Origin of the sequence: Methanobrevibacter sp. (genome assembly GCA_022775905.1) — an archaeon.
Classification (GTDB): Archaea; Methanobacteriota; Methanobacteria; order Methanobacteriales; family Methanobacteriaceae; genus Methanocatella.
This window is the reverse complement of sequence record JALFJX010000004.1, coordinates 39,888-61,232: the sequence shown is the minus strand read 5'-3', so window position 1 is coordinate 61,232 and position 21,345 is coordinate 39,888. Positions and strand designations below refer to the sequence as shown.

22 protein-coding genes are annotated in these 21,345 nt (G+C 31.3%); 11 read left to right on the top strand and 11 right to left on the bottom strand.

The window, feature by feature from the left end:
• Positions 1-5: 5 nt before the first annotated feature.
• From MR875_01090 to MR875_01075, 4 genes are all read left to right on the top strand, one after another.
• Positions 6-485: a 3-isopropylmalate dehydratase small subunit gene (locus MR875_01090; GenBank protein MCI6993449.1), complete on the top strand. Its 480-nt coding sequence runs from the start codon at positions 6-8 to the stop codon at positions 483-485.
• Positions 486-531: 46 nt separating this feature from the next.
• Positions 532-1,467, top strand: a complete 936-nt coding sequence (locus tag MR875_01085) for an isocitrate/isopropylmalate family dehydrogenase (protein ID MCI6993448.1) — start codon at positions 532-534, stop codon at positions 1,465-1,467.
• Between the two features lie 154 nt (positions 1,468-1,621).
• Positions 1,622-2,044 (top strand): 6,7-dimethyl-8-ribityllumazine synthase, encoded by a 423-nt coding sequence (ribH, locus tag MR875_01080; GenBank protein MCI6993447.1) that lies wholly within the window; start codon positions 1,622-1,624, stop codon positions 2,042-2,044.
• An 8-nt stretch (positions 2,045-2,052) separates the two neighbouring features.
• The gene (locus tag MR875_01075) at positions 2,053-2,988 is read left to right on the top strand and encodes a DUF1743 domain-containing protein (protein ID MCI6993446.1); all 936 of its coding nucleotides are present in this window, start codon (positions 2,053-2,055) and stop codon (positions 2,986-2,988) included.
• Between the two features lie 42 nt (positions 2,989-3,030).
• Here the strand turns inward: MR875_01075 and MR875_01070 are convergent, their stop codons facing one another.
• Positions 3,031-4,731, bottom strand: a complete 1,701-nt coding sequence (locus MR875_01070) for a glycosyltransferase (protein MCI6993445.1) — start codon at positions 4,729-4,731, stop codon at positions 3,031-3,033.
• A gap of 128 nt (positions 4,732-4,859) precedes the next feature.
• On the opposite strand from MR875_01070, the gene MR875_01065 reads away from it, so the two are divergent.
• The 3 genes from MR875_01065 to MR875_01055 all read left to right on the top strand — a co-directional run bounded on the left by MR875_01065 (position 4,860) and on the right by MR875_01055 (position 9,361).
• Positions 4,860-7,007 carry an RNA-binding transcriptional accessory protein gene (locus tag MR875_01065; GenBank protein MCI6993444.1) on the top strand — a complete coding sequence of 716 codons (2,148 nt, stop codon included), beginning with the start codon at positions 4,860-4,862 and terminating at the stop codon, positions 7,005-7,007.
• 63 nt (positions 7,008-7,070) lie between these two features.
• Positions 7,071-8,096, top strand: coding sequence for a 5-(carboxyamino)imidazole ribonucleotide mutase (gene purE / locus MR875_01060; GenBank protein MCI6993443.1), 1,026 nt, complete (start codon positions 7,071-7,073; stop codon positions 8,094-8,096).
• Positions 8,097-8,104: 8 nt separating this feature from the next.
• Complete coding sequence (locus MR875_01055) at positions 8,105-9,361, top strand: UbiD family decarboxylase (protein ID MCI6993442.1); 1,257 nt, start codon at positions 8,105-8,107, stop codon at positions 9,359-9,361.
• Between the two features lie 26 nt (positions 9,362-9,387).
• On the opposite strand, the gene amrS is transcribed toward MR875_01055, so the two are convergent.
• The 5 genes from amrS to MR875_01030 form a co-directional block, all read right to left on the bottom strand.
• On the bottom strand, positions 9,388-10,260 hold the full coding sequence (gene amrS / locus MR875_01050) for an AmmeMemoRadiSam system radical SAM enzyme (protein ID MCI6993441.1): 873 nt from the start codon (positions 10,258-10,260) through the stop codon (positions 9,388-9,390).
• Positions 10,247-11,173, bottom strand: a complete 927-nt coding sequence (gene thiL / locus MR875_01045) for a thiamine-phosphate kinase (protein MCI6993440.1) — start codon at positions 11,171-11,173, stop codon at positions 10,247-10,249. Before thiL ends, amrS begins: the two co-directional genes overlap by 14 nt.
• Before the next feature lie 66 nt (positions 11,174-11,239).
• The gene (gene cfbA, locus MR875_01040; protein ID MCI6993439.1) at positions 11,240-11,722 is read right to left on the bottom strand and encodes a sirohydrochlorin nickelochelatase; all 483 of its coding nucleotides are present in this window, start codon (positions 11,720-11,722) and stop codon (positions 11,240-11,242) included.
• Positions 11,723-11,802: 80 nt separating this feature from the next.
• Entirely contained in the window at positions 11,803-12,729 is a 927-nt protein-coding gene (cfbA, locus tag MR875_01035) for a sirohydrochlorin nickelochelatase (GenBank protein MCI6993438.1), read from the bottom strand.
• Entirely contained in the window at positions 12,701-13,099 is a 399-nt protein-coding gene (locus MR875_01030) for a Zn-ribbon domain-containing OB-fold protein (protein MCI6993437.1), read from the bottom strand. Before MR875_01030 ends, cfbA (MR875_01035) begins: the two co-directional genes overlap by 29 nt.
• Positions 13,100-13,272: 173 nt before the next feature.
• Between MR875_01030 and MR875_01025 the strand changes: the two genes are divergently transcribed.
• Both MR875_01025 and MR875_01020 read left to right on the top strand, forming a co-directional pair.
• On the top strand, positions 13,273-14,217 hold the full coding sequence (locus tag MR875_01025) for a hypothetical protein (GenBank protein ID MCI6993436.1): 945 nt from the start codon (positions 13,273-13,275) through the stop codon (positions 14,215-14,217).
• Positions 14,189-15,073 (top strand): hypothetical protein, encoded by an 885-nt coding sequence (locus MR875_01020; protein MCI6993435.1) that lies wholly within the window; start codon positions 14,189-14,191, stop codon positions 15,071-15,073. Before MR875_01025 ends, MR875_01020 begins: the two co-directional genes overlap by 29 nt.
• Here the strand turns inward: MR875_01020 and MR875_01015 are convergent.
• Genes MR875_01015 through MR875_01000 form a run of 4 tightly spaced genes read right to left on the bottom strand, consistent with a single transcriptional unit; the run spans position 15,070 to position 18,560 of the window.
• Positions 15,070-16,332, bottom strand: a complete 1,263-nt coding sequence (locus tag MR875_01015) for a magnesium transporter (protein MCI6993434.1) — start codon at positions 16,330-16,332, stop codon at positions 15,070-15,072. The two genes, MR875_01020 and MR875_01015, sit on opposite strands and share 4 nt — an antisense overlap.
• Positions 16,333-16,359: 27 nt before the next feature.
• Positions 16,360-16,962, bottom strand: coding sequence for a potassium channel family protein (locus MR875_01010; protein MCI6993433.1), 603 nt, complete (start codon positions 16,960-16,962; stop codon positions 16,360-16,362).
• Between the two features lie 11 nt (positions 16,963-16,973).
• Entirely contained in the window at positions 16,974-18,047 is a 1,074-nt protein-coding gene (gene cobJ / locus MR875_01005; protein MCI6993432.1) for a precorrin-3B C(17)-methyltransferase, read from the bottom strand.
• 12 nt (positions 18,048-18,059) lie between these two features.
• Positions 18,060-18,560 carry a hypothetical protein gene (locus tag MR875_01000; GenBank protein MCI6993431.1) on the bottom strand — a complete coding sequence of 167 codons (501 nt, stop codon included), beginning with the start codon at positions 18,558-18,560 and terminating at the stop codon, positions 18,060-18,062.
• Positions 18,561-18,717: 157 nt separating this feature from the next.
• On the opposite strand from MR875_01000, the gene MR875_00995 reads away from it, so the two are divergent.
• Positions 18,718-20,511: a DNA-directed DNA polymerase II small subunit gene (locus MR875_00995; protein MCI6993430.1), complete on the top strand. Its 1,794-nt coding sequence runs from the start codon at positions 18,718-18,720 to the stop codon at positions 20,509-20,511.
• Between the two features lie 10 nt (positions 20,512-20,521).
• Positions 20,522-21,103, top strand: a complete 582-nt coding sequence (locus MR875_00990; GenBank protein ID MCI6993429.1) for a class II aldolase/adducin family protein — start codon at positions 20,522-20,524, stop codon at positions 21,101-21,103.
• On the opposite strand, the gene MR875_00985 is transcribed toward MR875_00990, so the two are convergent.
• Positions 21,100-21,276: a Met repressor gene (locus MR875_00985; protein ID MCI6993428.1), complete on the bottom strand. Its 177-nt coding sequence runs from the start codon at positions 21,274-21,276 to the stop codon at positions 21,100-21,102. The genes MR875_00990 and MR875_00985 overlap by 4 nt on opposite strands.
• Positions 21,277-21,345: the final 69 nt, after the last annotated feature.

Genomic DNA, 21,345 nt, shown 5'->3' with positions numbered 1-21,345 from the left:
TTAATATGAAAGGAACAGCATGGAAATTCGGAAATGACATTGATACAGACATCATTGTCCCAGGAAGATACTTGATTTATACTGATGAAGAAAGATTATCCCAACATTGTATGGAAGGTTTGGATCCTGACTTCAATAAAAAATGTAAAAAAGGAGATTTTATTGTTGCAGGAACTAACTTTGGATGCGGATCTTCAAGAGAACATGCTCCAATAGCACTTAAAGGTGCCGGAGTCTCTGCTGTAATTGCCGAATCTTTTGCAAGAATCTTTTATAGAAATGCTACAAATGTTGGAATTCCACTTTTAGAAGCTCCAGGAATCAGTAAACTTATAGAAGATGGAGAAGAGATTGAAGTGGATATGGAAAATGCAACCATAAAATCTCAAAATGGAGAAGAAATAACCTTTAAAAAATTACCTCCATTCATGTTAGAAATATTAGAACAAGGTGGTTTAATTGAATACCTCAAAAACAAAAGATAAATATCAAATTGCTGTTATTCCAGGTGATGGAATAGGTAATGAAGTAATGAAAGCAGCAATATATGTTTTAGATGCTTTAGACATCGATTTTGATTATGTTTACGGTGAAGCAGGTGATGAATGCCTTGAAAAAAACGGTACTGCATTACCTACAAAAACCTTGGATATCATTAGAGAATCTGATGCTTGTTTATTTGGTGCAGCAGGTGAGACTGCAGCTGACGTAATTGTAAAAATACGTCAAGAAATGAAAATGTTTGCTAACTTAAGACCTGTAAAAGCATATCCTAATACAAACTCATTATCTGATGATATAGACTTTATGATAGTGCGTGAAAATACAGAAGGACTATATATTGCAGGTGAAGAGAGCTATACTGACAAAGGTGCAGTAGCTAGACGTATTATTACCCGTGAAGCAGAAGAACACATTATTGACTATGCATTTAAATATGCAAAAGAAAATAACAAAAATAAAGTAACTGGTGTTCACAAAGCTAATGTATTGAAAAAAAGTGATGGATTATTCAAAGAAGTATTCTATGAAGTTGCTAAAAGATATCCTGAAATTGCAACCGAGGATTATTATGTAGATGCAACAGCAATGTATCTTATTACAAAACCTGAAAGCTTTGATGTTATTGTGACAACCAATCTTTTCGGAGATATACTTTCTGATGAAGGCGCTGGTCTTGTTGGAGGACTTGGTTTAATTCCATCCGCAAATATTGGTGAAGATGCAGCATTATTTGAACCTGTTCATGGTTCAGCACCGGATATTGCTGGTCAAGGCAAGGCTAATCCTATTGCAATGATGCTTTCAGCTATCATGATGCTCAGATATCTTGGTGAAAATGAAGCAGCAGATAAATTTGATAATGCAATATTAAAAGTACTTAATGACGCTGATATTTTAACTGGTGATTTAGGTGGTTCTGCTACCACTATGGAACTAGCTGAGGAAGTTAAAAATAATTTATAAAAATGGAGAGAAATTCAATGGATTTCAAAAAATTAACCAAAATTCAATTTGCAGCACTCTTTATCATATTCATTATGGTATTAAGTGGAGTTGCAGGATTCATGCTCATATTATTTAGTGGAAGCATGTAAATAAAATTATAGAGGTAGATAAAATGGCAAGATATGAAATAGCAGCAGTAGTTGCAGAATTTAATTATGATATTACACAAATGATGTTAGAACTCGCAAAAGCAGAAGCAAAAAATAGAGGATGCAAAATTACAAAAGTAGTCGCTGTTCCTGGTGTATTCGATATGCCACTTGTAATTAAAAAATTATTAAAATCAGGAAAATACGATGCTCTTGTAACCTTAGGTGCAGTAATCGAAGGTGCAACTGACCACGATCAAATCGTAGCACAACATGCTTCTCGTAAAATCGCTGATTTAGCATTAGAATATGACACTCCAGTAGCACTTGGTATCACTGGTCCTGGTATGACCAGATTAGATGCTCACAGACGTGTTAAAAACGCAAAAAGTGCAGTTGAAGCAGCTATTAAAATGTGCGACAGATTAAGCGAATTAGACGAATAGATGATTACATGGAAATCTTAAAACCTGAAGAATTAAAAGAAAGATTTGATGATCCATGGATTGCTCCATACAAAAAAGTATTGACAATGGTAGATGGTGATAAAGTAGAACTCGTTGAATACCATCCATGTATTTCTGGATCCCATTGGTTATTAAATCAATACAGAAATAATTCTGAGTTAATTGATTCAGCATACCGTGACGGTAACAAACATGTTTACAAATGTCATGTTGGGAAAGCACCATTAGACCTTAAAGCAAGTTTTAACGCAGCTGGAATTGATGAAATCGTTATTGATGGCGATGAAGTTAAAGTAACCCACAGTGGACTTGCAGGTGCTGGTGTTGGAGCTGGAATGTGCAGAGGAATGGGTGAAGGTGTCAAATACATTGAACTTATCCAAGTTGGAGGCGGTTCAAAAGCTGGAAAAGCTACAGTTGTTACCCCGAAACTTGAAAAAGTAGTTATTGGTGTTGACGATACTGACGTTAAAGATGCTGGAGCTACTTGGACCATGGCACATAATTTAGGTGTTGAACTTGCAAATGAAGGTTTTGAATACTTAGATCACATTATTGTCCAATTATACCCGCACAACCCACATAAAACTCAAAATTGTGTATCAATTGCTTTAACATTCGCTGTTGAAGAATCCAAAAAAGAAGATTTGATAAATAGAGTTATTGAAATTCTTAAAAGAGATACCTTATCCGATAAAACAGCAATAGCTATTTTAGAAGGTTTAGATATTCCTGAAAAACTAAGAGAATATTCCATAGCTACAAAATCTGGAATGATGGAAGTTGAAACTGCTGAAACAGTTGCAAAAGAATTAAATATTCCATTAATTGCAGTTACTGGCGAACAAGGAAAAGTTGGTGCACTTGCTGCTTTAGGTCTTTATGACGATGTTGAAGAAGCAGTAAAAGCTTATGATAAATAAATCTAAAAGAGATTATTCTTTTTAGATTTATATACTATTTTTTTAAAAACTAAAATCAAGGAAATTGCCTTGATTTGCATTATTGAACTGTTTGATTGAAGTGGAATTTGTATCCATAAATACTATTTTTACAGTATGATCATTGCTTTTAAATGTTTTAGTCAAATTATTCTTATAATCAAATGAAGTTATGTACTCCCCATCAACGGAAATGCTGTAGGTTTCACCATACTTAAAAGTACCAAATGAACTTCCAATAGACTCATTGTCAAGTAGTATTTCAAATACAGAAGAATTTCTGTCTACAGATCCGACAGTGTACTTTTCTTTAGTAGTTGCATTATTTTCCAATTCATGAGTATGAGTAATAACGGAACCTTCAAAGACATCTTTTAGGCGACTATCCTGAATTACATCTCCATCTGAAACATATAATACCTTTTTAGCATCATGAGGTAATCTTAAAACATCAGGCTCGCCAAATCTAGTTTCATTGATTTTATAAACATCCTCACCAATTTTAATAGTATCATTAACAGTTGCACCCAATGTCATCATAGCATCCGAAGGCATACGTATTTGATCTGATTCATTTTCAATAGCTGCATCAACTGTATATGGTCCCCTAACAGAAATGGCATCATATCTTGGTGAATTATCCGCATAAATAATTAAATTTCTTGAATTAGGTTCAATTGATAAAACACCATGGTCAAAGTGAGCCGCACCAATAAATGTTGAAATCATTAAAAGCAAAATAATAATAGAGATAATCATTGGAAAATGAATTTTAACAAAAGATTTTATTAAACTACGGCCAGGTGTCTTTTTAAACATTACAATTGATTGAATAATAACTTTGAAAATATAGAATATTGCAATTAAAAGACCAAGGATAGAGATTATAACCCCGATAGCTAATGGTACAAATCTTACGAAGAATATTGTAAATAAACCGAGAATAACTAAAGATAAACCAACAATGGACATTCTGATATAATACCCGATATCATCAATCATTGTTACTCTTCCGTACTTATTAGCACGACCGATAATAGTTCTTACAACCTCATTAGCCATTAAATTCAAATCAGAAAGCGGAGACATGTCATGCTCAATAGCACCAATGTCAACCTCCATGATTGAAATTCCCTGAACATCAGCATCAATAACAATACCAACATCCACACCATAATCACTTTCAAAATTAATTTTCCTTAATACATCCTTACGTGCTGCAAACTGACCGCTTAATGGCTGCTCAAATGAAATTTCCGGGAAGAAAAAGTTAAGTAACGGTTTAGCAGTGAGTTCAGTGACACGGCCACTTGCACGAGAGAATTTAGTTTTAGTAATATCAGTTTTTCCATCTAAAATAGGTTTAATCATAGCTTCAACTTTATTGGAAGTCAAATTATGAATATCTGCATCAATAAATGCAATAATATCACATTCAGATTCCTTGTATCCGGTTTGTAAAGCTTCACCTTTTCCCTTGTTGACTTCATGGTTGATTACAATAGCTCCGGCTTTTAGAGCTTCTGCTTCGGTATTATCAGATGACCCATCATTAACAACGATAATCTCATCAACAAAAGATACTTTCTTGACTACCCCTACAACATTAGCAACAGTTTCTTCTTCATTATATGCGGGAATGATAACTGAAACTTTTTGATACTTAGGTTTTTGAGTTTTTATACTCGCAAGCAAAAAAGAAAGAATTACAAAAAACCAATACATTAAAATTCTCCATCAACAAATTACTATTATTATTAATTTTATTTTTTATAACATATAAATTGATAATAGAAAGATTAAATAAAACTCAAAAATAACATTAAATATATTTAATTAATTTAAGTGAAAAAATGATAGCTAAAACACTAGAAAAAGAATTGAACCTATCTAATTGGCAAGTTAAAAAAGTAATCAACTTAATTGATGAAGGAAATACCATCCCATTTATTGCAAGATATAGAAAAGATGTTACTGGTTCTTTAAATGATACAACATTAAGAAAATTTGATGAAAGGTTAAAATACCTTAGAAATTTAGAAGATAAGAAAGAAAAAATCATAAAAAGAATAAATGAACTTGGAAAATTAGACGACAGCCTAAAAACCAAAATCCAAAATGCCAGCACTTTAGTTGAACTTGAAGATTTATACCGCCCTTATAAAAGTAAAAAACAGACAAGAGCAACAAAAGCACGTGAAAAAGGTCTTGAACCTTTGGCTTTAGTAATATTAAAACAGGAAACTAATGAAAATATTAAAAACCTTGCTGAAAACTACATAACAGAAGAAGTGAAAACTGCAGAAGATGCTATTCAGGGTGCACAAGACATTATAGCTGAAGAAATTTCAGATAATTCTGAATTCAGAAAGAAAATCAGACAAAACACTTTCTATACAGGTCAGATTGAAACAAAAGCAAAAAATAAAGAAGAATCCACTGAATATGATCTTTACTACAATTATTCAGAAAACATCAAAAAGATACCTCCGCACAGGATTTTAGCAATAAACAGAGCTGAAAAAGAAGGAGTCATTAAAGGAAAAATAACCTGTGATAGTGACGAGATAATTGAATATCTAAACAGACACATCCTAAAAAATGTATCCAATAATCCTCATAAAATTGAATATAACCCTAATACAACACCAATTATAAAAGAATCTGTTGTAGATGCTTATAAAAGACTAATATCCCCTGCAATTGAACGTGAGATTAGAAATTACCTTACTGAAAAAGCTGAAGAAAAATCAATTGAAGTATTTGCAAAAAACTTAAATCAGCTATTGATGGAAAGCCCACTTGTTGGAAAAACCATTTTAGGCTGGGACCCTGCTTTTAGAACAGGCTGTAAGTTAGCAATTATCGATGAAACAGGTAAAGTTCTTGATACTGCATTAATCTATCCAACACAGCCACAAAATAAAGTTGCAGAATCAATTAAAACCGTGCGTGAATTAATTGAAAAATACAACATTAACGTGATAGCTATTGGAAATGGAACTGCATCAAGAGAATCTGAAGAAATTGTTGCAAAAATAATCAAAAACACTAATGTGGAATACATTATCGTAAATGAAGCAGGTGCATCTGTTTATTCAGCTTCAAAATATGCTGATGAAGAATTCCCTGACTTTACAGAAGGTGAAAGAAGTGCTGTTTCAATTGCAAGAAGACTTCAAGACCCATTGGCGGAACTTGTAAAAATTGACCCTAAATCAATTGGTGTCGGCCAGTACCAGCATGACATGAACCAAAAACAACTGACAGAATCATTAACAGGAGTTGTTGAAAAGGTAGTAAACGAAGTGGGAGTTGACCTGAACACTGCCTCTGTAAGCTTACTCAATTACGTTTCTGGAATTGGAAATACTACTGCAAAAAATATCATAAACTACAGAGAGGAAAATGGAAGTTTTAACTCTAGAAAAGAATTGTTAAAAGTTAAAAAACTCGGTAAAAAAACATATGAACAATGTGCAGGATTTATTAAAGTCAATAATCCAGAATATCCCCTTGATAATACTACAATACATCCAGAATCATATGATGCTACCTACAAATTGCTCAAAAAACTTAATTACAGTGTAGAGGATATTGGAAGTTCCAATTTAAAACTGGATAATATTAACCTTGAAGAAATTTCAGAAGAATTGGATATCGGTCAAGAAACACTTAAGGACATTATTAAAGAACTTAAAAAACCTGGTCGTGACCCTCGTGATGATATGCCAAAACCAATGCTTAGAAAAAATGTGTTGTCAATTGAAGATTTAGAAATAGGCATGATAATGCAAGGAACTGTAAGAAATATCGTTGATTTTGGAGCATTTGTAGATATTGGGGTTCATCAGGATGGATTAGTCCACATATCACAATTAGTTGCAGATAAATTTGTAAAACATCCACTGGATATTGTAAGTGTTGGAGATATTGTTGATGTTAAAGTTTTAGATGTTGATTTGAACAGAAATAGAATTAATCTTTCAATGATACTTTAATATTATATATTTTAAAATCAATAGTTAATAGTGAATAAATTAATTGATAAAAGGAGGATTTAAATGACACCAAAGATAATGATTATTCTTGGAAGCGGATCAGATATCACTATTGCTGAAAAAAGTATGAACATTCTAGAAAAACTAGAAATTCCATACAGTTTAAAAATAGCATCAGCACATAGAACACCTGATTTAGTTCGTGAAATTGTCATTCAAGGTACTGATGCTGGAATTGAAGTATTTATTGGTATTGCAGGACTTGCTGCACATCTACCTGGAGCAATTGCAGCATATACACCAAGACCAGTTATTGGTGTGCCAGTAGACGTTAAAACAGGAGGTATTGATGCATTAGAATCAATAGTTCAAATGCCTTATCCATCTCCAATTGCTACTGTAGGAATCGATAGAGGAGATAATGCTGCAATACTTGCTGCACAGTTTATTGGACTTCACGATGAAGAAGTACGTCAAAAAGTAATTAATTTAAGAAAAGATTATGCTTTAAAAGTTAAAAACAGCAATGAGGAAATTGTACAAAATATTGAAGATAAAAAATTCCTCCAAAACGACTTTTTAAGGGTAAAAGATCTTGTCATCAATGAAGTTGAATATGATGAAAACAAATGTTGCTGCAAAAATAGAGATGCTGAAGTTGTAATTATTGTTGGAAGACAGACTGATGTTGTAACAGCTAAAAAAGTAGCAGTAATCTTAGATAGACTTAAAATTACACATGACACTAAAGTTGTCTGCCCTATCAGATCCACTAAAAAATTCACAAATTATGTTAAATCCATGTCAAATGCAAAAATTTTCATTGGAATCAGTTCTAATTCTTCCCAAGTAACTGGAGGAATCGTGGGATTAACCGACAGACCTGTAATCGGTGTTCCTTGTACTAATGAAAATGGATATGATTATATGCTCACAACCGTAAGTATGCCCCCTGGAGTTCCTGTTGCAACAGTGGGAATAAACAACGGTAAAAATGCAGCAGTCCTTGCAGGAGAAATCTTATCAATTAATGATCCTTCTATTACAGAACTTCTTGGAAAAATAAAAAATAAAAAAATCAATTTATAGGGGATAGTATGATACCAAAAGACGAAAACATTATAGAAATCACTGAAGAACTTTCAAGTGAATTCGAAGTAGCAAAAGTTTTGAGAAAATACCCAAAAGACACCGTTCTTATTAAAAATGTGAAAGGTTTTGACATTCCAGTTATTTCAGGAATCTGTAATACTAGAGATAAAATCGCAAAATCAATTAATTGTGAAGTATCTGAAATTACTGAAAAAATTATCGAAGCTATGGAAAAACCAATTAAAGTAGATAAATACACTGATTTTTCAGAATATGATACTTTAGATATTGATTTAGATAAAATACCTATTTTAACCCATTATACAAGAGACGGCGGAGCATACATAACTGCAGGTGTTGTGTTTGCACGTGACCCTGTAACCGGAATTCAAAATGCATCAATCCACAGAATGATGGTTCTTGACAATAAAAGATTAGTTATCAGAATTGTTCCAAGAAACCTCTATACTTATTTCCAGAATGCTCAAAAAGCAGGCGAAGACTTACAAATTGCAATAGCTATTGGAATGGATCCCGCAATTTTACTTGCAAGTACTACTTCAATTCCAATCGATTACAATGAAATGGATGTTGCTAATGCATTTAAAAATGGTGAACTCGAATTAATCAAATGTGGAGAATTAGAAGTTCCACAAGCAGACATTATTTTAGAAGGTAAAATTTCTGTAACTGAAACTGTAGCAGAAGGTCCATTTGTGGATTTAACTGATACCTATGACATTATTCGTGACCAGCCAATAATTAACTTGGAAAAAATGCATATTAAAAAGGAAAATGCAGCATATCATGCAATTTTACCAGCAGGATTCGAACACAAATTATTGCAAGGTCTTCCACAAGAACCTAGAATATTCAAAGCTGTTAAAAATGCAGTTCCTACAATTGAAAATGTTGTTTTAACCGAAGGCGGTTGCTGCTGGTTACATTCTGTTGTTTCAATCAATAAACAGACTGAAGGTGACGGTAAAAACGCTATTATGGCAGCGTTATCTGCACACCCTTCACTTAAACACTGTGTTGTAGTTGACACTGACGTTGACGTCTTTGATGCTGAAGATGTTGAATATGCAATAGCTACACGTGTGAAAGGTGATAGAGACATAATGATTGTTCCTAATGTACGTGGTTCATCCCTTGATCCTGTAGCTGAAAGTGATGGAACAACTACTAAAATTGGAGTAGACGCTACCAAATCACTTAAAACACTTGAAAAATTCGAAAGAGTTAGTTTTTCAGAATAAAACTAACTTTTAATTTACTTTTTTTATTAAATATTTCCCAAATATACATTCTCAATTCCTTTATCTAAAGCTATTTCTCTTGCTTTAAACAAAGTTTCAGGATTGGTTGGTGAGATGCAATCCATTTTATAATAAGGAAATGCCCTTGAAAAATGTATAGGAACTTCAGGACCCAATTCTTCAACAATAAAATCACATAATTCAACAATCTCTTCAATTGAATCATTATAGTCATTAATTATAAGATTGGTAATTTCCAAATGTTTGCCCTCCAAATAGATCATTCTTATGTTATCCAAAACAACATCCAAATCTGCACCGCATATTTTTTTATAAAAATCACTAGCCATGGATTTCACGTCAATATTGAATGCATCAACAAAACCTAAAACTTCTTGTAAGGATTTATCTGAAAAATATCCATTGCTTACATAGATTACTTTCAAGTTTTTTTGCTTTGCAAGTAGAGAAGTTTTTTTGTTGAACGGTAAGTGTATAGTAGGTTCATTATATGTCCAAGCAATTGACTTACAATTGTAATTAAGTGCATTTTCCACTATTGCTTCTGGTGTTATTTGAATACCTCTTGAATAATTACCATATTCTTGGGATATCATATAGTTCTGACAGTGTAAACAACCCATATTACACCCAAAACCACCAATTGAATATGTTAATGTACCCGGTAAAAATTTTTTTAATGGCTTTTTTTCAACTGGATCCGGACTTAATGATGAAACAATACCATATGATTCATCAAATAGTTCACCATTAACATTTTTATGCTGTCTGCAAATCCCTTCTTTGCCGTCAGCTATTTTACAATAGTTAGCACAAATTTCACAACGAATCTTTTGTGTTTTGGAACTTTTCTTATATAATTCATTACTCACTAACATAATGTTCATAGCCCCTATTTTCAATTTTTTCAACAAATCCATTTTCTAATGTAAGCTCGATAACATCAGAATCTGTTACACTACCAATGACCTTGTAATCAATAGGTAATTTCTCCAAATCATCTTTTGATATTGTAAAAAGCAACTCAAAATCTTCACCAACATGAAGAACCAAGTCCAGATAATCCAACTTAAGACTGCCGGCCAAATCCTTATATTCATCTGTAATTCCCAATAGCTCTTCATGAATCATAAATCCAAAGCCATCTTTTTTGATTTCATATAATTCACTTGCAAGTCCATCAGTAATGTCAGTAGCAGAAGTTGCACCATGTTCTTTTAAAATTTGGCCTTCGCTGATTCTGGCTTTTGGTTTAAGAGCATGTTTGACATAAACATTATCTAATGTATTCAACTCAAATCCTAATGCTGCAAGTCCAATATCCCCAGTAATAGCTATCAAATCATCTTTTTTATAATTATTTTTCATTAATGGTGCATCGCACAATCCTAATGCAGTACCTGAAATTATTATTTCAGAAGCCTCATTAGTATCCCCACCAATTAGTGGAATTGAATAATAGTCACAGGCCTGTAAAACCCCATCAATAATCTCCTTAAAATCATCAAGTTCCAAATCCTTAGGTATTGCCATTGATAATAAAAATCCTAAAGGTTTAGCACCCATAGCAGCCAAATCACTTACATTAACAGTTACAGATTTAAATCCCATATCAAAATAAGACATGTTTTCTGGAAAATGTCTAGATTGAATAAGCATGTCGCAAGTGGAAATTAAATTAGAACCATTAAAAGGAGTGATTGCAGTATCATCCGGAGTAATTTCTCTTGAATTAGCAATAATATACTTAACTAATTCCTTTTCACCAATATCAGAGACTTTTAGAGTCATAAATATTAGTATAATTTTTAAAATAAATAAATTTTAGTAAAAAAAGTAAAAAAAATGGTTTCAGAATTATAAGTGTTCTGAAACTCTGTCTTTAATGATTTCATACATACGTTTGTCGATTCCAAGAGGATCAGTCAAAATGATTTCACCATCAAATTCAAATTCCTCTTCATCATGATTGTGGTCATGATGGTGATGGTGATGTCCGTGATCGTGTCCATGGTCATGGTCATGATGGTGGTGACCGTGGTCATCTTCTTCAAAATCACTTTCAATACCAAGCAATCCTGGAATATCTCTTTTGGTATGTAATCCATGAGCAACAAATACCGGTACAACAATTATTTTTTCTAAATCATTTTCAGTAGCTAATTTTTTGATTGTTTCTGGAATACCCGGTTTTCTGATTTCCATAAACGCATAATCTACAATTGCATCCGGAAATTCTTCTAAATACATATTTTTATAAGCTTCAATTACCTCTTTACCATCCGGTAATCTAGAACCGTGACTTAAAAGTAAAATTCCTGTTTTTTTATCTGCCATAATATAATCTCCTTCTTATTAATTTAAAATTAAATTTTATTAAGTTATCTTGAAAAAATAATTTTTCAAAAAAAATATTGAAGCTATAAAGCTTCATTAATCATTGTAATCAACATATCAATTAAAATATCATCCGCTTTAATAGGTTCTGGATAGAGAATTTCCCCATCAAAGTCAACTGGAGTCAAATCATGTGTATGATCATGTCCATGACCGTGACCATGCTCGTGTTCATGTTCATGTTTGTGTTCATGTACATGGTCATCCAAAAATCCTAAAATATGTGGAATATCATGAGTTGTGTGCATTCCCGGAGCAATAAATACAGGAACAACAACTAATCTTTCCAATCCATTTTCATCTACCAATTTATTAATAGATTCAGGAATACTAGGACCACATAATTCCATAAATCCAAAACTGGAAGGTAATTCACAAGTTTTTTCGAATTTATTATATAATGCAGTAGCGAATTCTTTATTATAGTTTAATCTGGAACCATGAGTTACAAGCAAAATACCAGTTTTTGCATCATCATCCAATTTAGATTCTGATAATGCTTCATTGATTCTTTTATCAATAATATCTAAAAGTTCATCACGAGGCCCAATGGAACTCAATAACTTAATCTCACCATCAAAATCAACATCGTCTGCGATTGATAAGTAATGTTCAGCAGGATAGTTTCCATCTGGACATCTCGGATCTTCTTCTAAAGGTTCAAGACCTAATAATTGCGGAATATCAATATTAGTATGAATTCCTGGAGCTAAAAATACTGGAAGAGCAATAATATTATCTAAATCATCAACTTCTTCTTTTAATATTTCAACTGCACCAGCAATAGTTGGTTCGGATACTTTCATATATCCAATTTCAGCAGCCAAACCACTTTTTTTGATAAATTTTTCTTTGATTTCTGTGAAGACTTCTTCAGCAAAAGGTAATGTACTACCATGACTTACTAAAATTACACCAGTATTATTTGATAACTTTGAATTTGTATCCATAAGAGATAACTCCGTCTTTTCCATCTTCTCTTATTTTTCTAAATACCATTTCGACATCATCGCCGATTTCAAGGTCATCAACATCACAGTCTACAAGTTGTGAAGTTAATTTTGCACCTTCTTCAAGTTCAATAACAGCTACAGCATATGGTGCTGATTTTTTGAAATCATCAGACGCTGATCTAATTACTGAATAAGTGTAAATTTTTCCTTTTCCTGAAAATTGGAAAGGTTCAAGGTCTCCTTTTCTTCTACAATTAGGACAAACTACACGAGATGGGAAAAATAATTCACCACAAGTGTTACATTTAGTACCAATGAGATTATATCTTTGTTGAATATGACGCCAAGTTCTTACAGTATCTGACATGTTAATCCTCCATATATTTTCTAATAAGTATAATTTATATTAAATAATATAAATAACTATTTTTTTTATTACAAATTTTGAACTTTTTTAAAAAAAAGTAATACGTTTATGTGTAAAATCATCCAGGCACACTTTCAAAATAAATTTATAAATTTCAGTATAAATTTTTAAAAATGAAAATCGGCTCTAAAGGAAATTTAATTGTAGGAACAACTGCTATTTTAATTGTAGCATTATTATTAATTTGTATTTTTGTTGTAACATCCATAAATTACATTCAAAATGAAAATATTGACTCTCAGCAAAATGATAATTTCAAATATATAATCGATGATTACACTCAAAACCTAAAGATTGACGGAAGGAATGCAATAGCTGAAGCTACACAAAAAGTTTTTAATGGCCTTCCAGTGACAAATAGTCCAAATCAAATCAAGAAAAACTTAAATAATATTCTTGATGAAAAAAATAAGGAATATAAAGAGAAATATGGTATTAAAATTACTTCTGAAACCATTTCTGTAGAACCAACAGACTCACCATGGCAAATACTTTTTAAAATTAAACTGAACATACAGAAAGGAAATGAAAGATATTCAAAGATTGTTGAGAAGAATGCATCTGTTGAAGGATTAAGAGATCCACTCCCGATAGCTAAACTGACAATAGCATCTGGAATTCTAACATATGACAATCAAATTCATTATAAAACCGGATTATCTGCATATATGCTTTTGCACAATTTCAAATCACCCGAATCATACATTGAAGCAACAGCACCATTATACATTAAAAAATGCCCTTATGACCCTTACATTCATCATGGAGATCCAGGAGTTCTTGATGATTGCCTTAAACAGGGATATTTTCATGAAAGTGCTGATGGAAGCTGTTATCTATGCAGACTAGAGGGAAAAGGGAAGTGTCCCCATTATGGATTTGAAGTGTTTATTCAAACTCATACTCCACTAACAAACGAGTCACTATCCTGTTCGGACCATGTTGTTTTTGCAGACCACTATAACGGAGAAAAAATAGATCCCGATGACTGGAATAGCTTGATTTTAGATGATTCTCACAGAAAAAAATATGGATTGGTTGAAGATGATGGACAGTAAAGGAAGCATAACAATAGAAATTACAGTTGTTTTAGTAATTATCTTATTGATTTTTGGTGTTTTTTTAACATCCTATGAAAATACCACTAACAAAATTATTAAAACACAAGAACAGGAACATATGGAAATTTTAACATCCGAAGTTATTGACAATTTAATTAACAATCCTGGAATACCTGAAAAATGGTTTGAATATGAAAAAGGAACACCAGGTCTTTCAATTGTAAATGAAGGAGGGGAATCTATTCCCAATAGCGTTTCATATGTAAAACTGATTGCCCTTGGAAAAAATTACAAACAGTTAGGATATGAAAAGTTATTCGACTCGAAGATTCATTCTTCAATGGAATTAATACCTCTCGAGAGGTCTATTTCAAGTGTAAAAATTGGTGAAGAAAATGAACCAAGTAACATCTTTTCAGTTAACAGATTAGTCAAATGCGATTTTTACAAAAAATATGTCATAAAAGACTTTCAAAATGATGGAAAATGCAACCACGACCACGACCAAAAATCCCATAGCTGCAACTATTTTAAAGTCTTTAAGAGCAATCTAAAAAAGTCAGATTACTATTTGTTGATTGATGATAATGAAAAATATAACTTAAAATTCATTATTGATACGACAAGAGTTGTTAAAGAAAAATATTGGGAAAATACAATGTCCAATCAAATCTATTTAAATGATAAGATTGATTTTTATGATGATACAGATGCAATTGTATTTATTCACATTGACAAACCCAAAGCCAAGGCCGTTTTAGTTAGTGTTCCTAAAAATTTTGATAAAAATAAATTAAGTTATGATTATTTTAGGATAAATGAATGTCAATTTGTCTTAAAGGCTTGGTATTAAATTAAAGCACCTAATATCAACAAAGATATTGAAATTAAAATCAAACTAGATATTGAATCAGTAACACTGGTTGAAATTGGAATTACAATATTATCCGGATCCAAATTATTGTTATAAGAGGTTATTGAAATGTAATAAACAACAAATATCATAATTGAAACTAAAATAAGACCAGATAATGTACTGATTGGAATGATTTTATCAAATCCAACACCAATTGTTCCAACAGAAATTGTTGATGCTTCAGCAAGTATTCCAATCAATGGGAAAACAATTATTGCCAAGATATAACAAATTCCAAAGTTATGAAGAGCAATACCTGTAGGTCTTGATAAAGGTTCAACCAAACCGGAGTGAAGACCTGATGATAATCTAGCACCTAAAATACTGATTAAACTTCCACACTCACCGGAGAATAATGGTATCAATGTAAGCAGACTAGGATTAGTAAGTAATGTTTCAACTGAACTGTTTAAAATTCCGCCTGCAGAACCTCCTAAAAAGGAACATAAAATCAATGTCGGAGTAGATTGTTTTAAAATTGTTTTAGTTTCATCAGATAATCTGTAACAATGGATAAATCCTACTAAAATAACAATTACAAGAATTACAAAAACAATATTTTTAATCATTAAATTAACATTCAATGCTTGAAGAAGAAAAATTGAAGCTATAATAGCTGGAAGAGTGAATAAATCACCGAATCCCGCAATGATTGGACTTGTGATATTGTCAGGATCCCATCCATTTTCAAAACTTTTAAATGAAATAAGCATTGTAATTGGAAGCATGATTAAATTAGAAATTAAGCCCGCAATTGTACAAATTAATATGAAATCCATTAATGCAATTGATTCATAATGTAATAAAATGCAGAATAGCTTAGCTACAATACCTAAAAATATTGATAAAACCAATGTTAAAACAAATGATGCGAAGATATTATTGTCTAAATCCTCTGAAAATTCAAAATGTGGAGCAATTAAACCAATGTGTAAGCTAGTAGATAATCTTGAAGCAAAAGATCCAAAGATATTTCCCCTCATTCCAATAGCACCAGGAATAACAACTAATAAACCTGGAAATGCTTCAAGGAAAAAGGTCATCTTACCTAAGACAATACCTGCTATTAAATCTCCAACAGCACAAATTAAAAGAGCAATTAAACCTTCTTTTATAACCTGATTATGTTCACTGAAAAATTCAGTTAATGCTCGAGTAGATAGTGAACTGCGTATCTTCTTCTGTTTTTCTTTCACACATATCACTACCTATAATCATTTTAATCACTCTAATTCATCTTCTAATTCTTCTGGAATGTCTTCTAATGAACAAGCTCCGGAAGCAAGTTTTTCTAATAAATCGGCACCTTCATCAGTACCTTTTAAAATTAATACGTCATGAGCTAAAAGCATGGTATTTTTATCTGGACCATAAATCCAAGATACACCTCTTCTAATAGCGATTACTCTCATACCAGTACGATTAACTAAAAGTAAATCACCTAATGTATTATTAGCTAATTCAGATGATTCATCAATTGTAACTCTTGCAATACTTTTATCTGATTCTTCCATTACCATTTTAAATACTGGATGTGGTTTAAAACCAGTGATAACTAAGTCAGCTAAATCTTTTGCAGCATTTGCCATGGTCTCAGCAGCTTCTGCAATCTCAAGTAATGCAGTTAATTTTTCAGCATCTTCATAAGAACGTGCTGCAACCAATGATTCTTTTTTAATTTCATAATTCATTGAATTAACTTCATTTTCTAAGGTAATTACTTCTTCTGCAGCTGCTTTACTATTAAACAATACAGCAGAATAAGCTAAATCTACCATCAATTCCGACATATTTTTCATTTCGATTAAAAGATTTTTAATTGACAATTATAATACCCCTAAAGATCATTTGGATTATTTTTCAATAAACAAGCTCTTCTAAGTTTCAATAATGATTTTTTCTTTGATTTTAAATCTTCAACATCTTCTAAAATGTTTTCTAAAGGTGGACGTAAACATTCAACACTATTTTTATCATGTAACCAGTTACAATTTTTACAATTCCAAACATTCTTACCTTTAATCCATTCCCCACCAGTTGAAGAGTCACCACATGGATAAAATGGACAATAACAGAAATCACAATACTGACCCTCATAGTGACATGGATAATATTCACATTCCCTATTAGGACCGTGTGCAACTTCACCATTCAAGAATTTTTCATAATGATTCTGTGATAATTCATGAATTCCTGACCTAATCACATATCCTCTAGGTGTTACAATCTTTCCATCTTGAACATAAGTTAAATCATTTCCAACGATTAAAGTACAAGACATATTAACTATATCTTCAGTTAAGTCCTTAATTTCAACAACTGTTGCCTTTGGAGGTTCATAAGTACTATCAATAATACCTATTAACGCATTTTCTCCTCTAATATCTAAAACACATTGTTTGAACCTTTTAAATGGTTCCTTACGAGTTTTACTTAAAGGATTATATATAGCAACAATCAAATCAGCCTCAAGAGCATATCTTAATTTTTTTTCAATTTCAGATAAAGGAGTTAAAATATTACTTAAACTTATTGCAGCAAAATCGTTTAAAGGTGCTCCTAAGTGACTAGAAGCATAATTAAGTGCAGAAACACCTGGATAAACTTTTATTTCAATATCTTCATATTTGCTTACAATTTGATATAATACATTGGCCATTCCAAAAACACCAGGATCTCCAGAACTAACTAATGAAACAGTTTTACCTTCTAGGCTTTTTTGAATAGCAAATTCAGCTCTTGCTATTTCATCACCCATACCTTTTTTAACTATTTCTTTACCTTGAATTAAATCTTCAATCTGGTTAATATATTTTTTATATCCAATAATAACATCAGACTCTTCAATAGCTTTTAAAGCTCCTAAAGTCATGTTTTCTCTATTTTGGCCTATGCCTATTACATTAATCATTTTTTTATTTCCCTAATATAATTTTAAAACTGAAGTTATGGTCATGGAATTTGTATCAGCCATTATTCCATCTCCTTTATAAGATGCAGGAGCAGAAGCTATGATCTTATAGGATGGGTCCTGACTAATGACAATTTGTCCTGAAGTTGAATTTGGAGAAGCATAACCTAAAGCTTCAATGATTACAGTGAAATTTTTGTCATCACTTGGATCATCACGAGTGGATATGTTCATTGAATCAATATTAACTCCATCAACCTTTGACAGGTCTTGCATTTTCAGTGCAACATCTTTTTTATTAGTAATATTAATTGGAGTCGGGTCTTTAATTAAAGCTTCATTAACATTTTCAGGATTTAAGATAGATGCAATCTTTTGTATTTGCATATCAATTAATCCTTGAATATTAGGTGCTTCAGCTGTAACAATAGTATATGAACTAAAGAGACCTATTTCAAAAAATATAACAAATAAAACAACTATTAAAATAATTCTAACAAATTTATTCGCCATTTTATCACAATCATTATTTTAACTTTATAATGAAATAGTTTTTATTTTTAATATATAATAAATATAACTCATTTAGAAAATTTTATAATTAAAAATAAAAATTTAAAAATAAAATTCTCAAAGTTTATTAATATAAAAAATAAAAATTTTAACTAATATGTCAACTAATAAAATTTTATTAAAATTCGCAAAAAAAGGAATCAACCTATCACCTGAAGCATTTAATAAGGTTATGAGTGCTGAAGACCCTGTAAATTATGCTTCTTCATTAATTGTTAAATTAAAAAGCGATAAATATTCATCAAAAGATTTAGTATCAGTTAGTGGTGAAATTGTTGATGAAATTAATGGAGTTAAAAAAGAAGAGCCAAACACTCAAAAAACATTAACAGATGAAATAACTCCTGAAATAAAAGAGGAAATTAAACCTAAAAAAACAGAAAATCAAGAAATCAAAAAAGAAACAATACCTAACGTACCGGTTGACAAAAAACCTGAAATAAAATCTCAAACACCACCTAAAAAAGAGATTAAACCTAAAGCTCCTGTTGACAAAAAACCTGAAATAAAACCTGATGTACCAGCTGTTGATAAAAAAGATACAATTGATAATCTGAAAAAAGATACTGATACACCAGAAAAATACATAAACAAAGAGATTTTAGAAGCATCTGAAACAATTAAAGATGAAAAAATCAAGTTTAAAAGAAATGAAAAAAAATCCAATGTTACTTATGACTTTAAAATCATACAGGACACCTCTAAAAAATCATACACAAGCGGTGAACTTGAAAACTTGATTTCTTACTTTAAAAGCAGATATGAAAAATTAGCTAAAATATTATCAAAAAGACCAGAACTCAGAAACTACACAAAAATCGCTGATATCGATGATTCACAGGATACATTAAGCTTAATATTAATGATTCGTGAGATAAGAACCAGTAAAAATGGTCATAAAATTGTTGAATTTGAAGATGATACTGGTACAATTTCAATTTTATTCTCTAAAAATAATGAAGAATTGTTTGCAGAAGCAGAAAAACTCGTAAAAGATGAAGTTATTGGGGTTATTGCAAATAAAAGTGATGATGAAGGCTTTGCATTCGGTCAGCAAATTATTGATCCGGGAGTTTTAAGAATTCCAAATAAAGAAATGGACTTTGGAATAGTATTTTTATCTGATGTCCATATCGGAAGCTTAACATTCCTTGAAGATGCATTCCAAAGATTTATTGATTGGATTAACTGTGAATATGGTTCAGAAGAGCAAAGAAGGATTGCTGAAGATGTAAAATATCTTGTTATTGGTGGAGATATCGTGGATGGTATTGGTGTATATCCAAACCAAGACAAGGAATTGGCAATCAAAGACATTACTGAACAATATAATGAAGCTGCAAGATTTTTAGGAAATATCAGAAGTGATATTAAAATCATTATCGCTCCTGGAAACCACGATGCATCAAGAGTGGCAGAACCACAACCGGCTGTACCTGAAGAGTATGCAAAAGCACTCTATGAACTTGACAATGTAGAGTTCATATCAAATCCAGGTGTTGTATCACTTGATGGAATCAATGTTCTAATTTACCACGGACGTAGTTTCGATGATTTAGTAATGGCAGTTAAACAATTTACTCACGAAAGAAATGATTTATTAATGGAAGAATTATTGAAGAAAAGACATTTAGCTCCAATTTATGGAGAAAGAACTCCACTTGCATCAGAACTTGAAGATTATTTAGTAATTGATGAATTACCAGACATTTTCCATACAGGTCACGTTCACATTAATACATATAGAAAATTCAAAGGAATTCACTTAATTAATTCCGGTACTTTCCAGACTCAGACAGAGTTCCAGAAAATTTATAATATTGAACCTACACCTGCAGAAGTTCCAGTAATTCATAAAGGAATATATAAACATTTAAAATTTATTGAATGAGGTTATTTTAATGAAAAAACATATTAATGAAATTATCAATGTTGGAAATGAAATTTATGACAAAGGATTAGTTTCCGGGAAATCCGGAAATATCAGTAAAAGAATAAAAGGAAGTACTGGTGATGTTGTTGCTATTACTCCAACATTAAAATCATTGTCAGGTTTGAAAGAAGAAGACATTATATTAGTCGATCTTGATGGAAATTTATTAACTAATGGAAAACCATCTTCTGAAGTTGGCATGCATTTAGGAATCTATAAAAAAAGACATGATGTTAATGGTATTGTTCACACTCATTCACCATATGCAACAGGATTTGCTTTTTCAAATAAAAAACTCAAAAGATTAGAAGGTTTTGGAGAAATAAAAAATCCATATTTAGCTTCTATAGAATATGAAAAACCAGGTACCATTGAATTAGCTGAAAGAGCTAGTGAAGGTATAAAAAACGAAGATGTACTAATATTAAAAAATCATGGAGTAATCTGCGTTAATGAAAATTTACAAGAAGCAAAATTACTTGCAGTTTTTGTTGAAGAAACTGCTAAAACTCAATTTGTTACTTATATGTTAGATTCAGTTGAAGATTAAATTGTATCTTCATCTGAAACAACATTACTGCTATTTTTTCTACTTTTCATTCCTTCATCAATCATTTTAAGGATTAATCCTGATAAAGAAGTATCTTCATCAATAGCAATTTTTTTTAATTCTTTTTTCAATTCAACAGGAATATTTATAGTTGTTCTACTTACATCTGACATGATATATAATTTTTTTAAATAATAATATATATTTTTCTACTAAAAAAAACAGGTATTTACCACAAAATA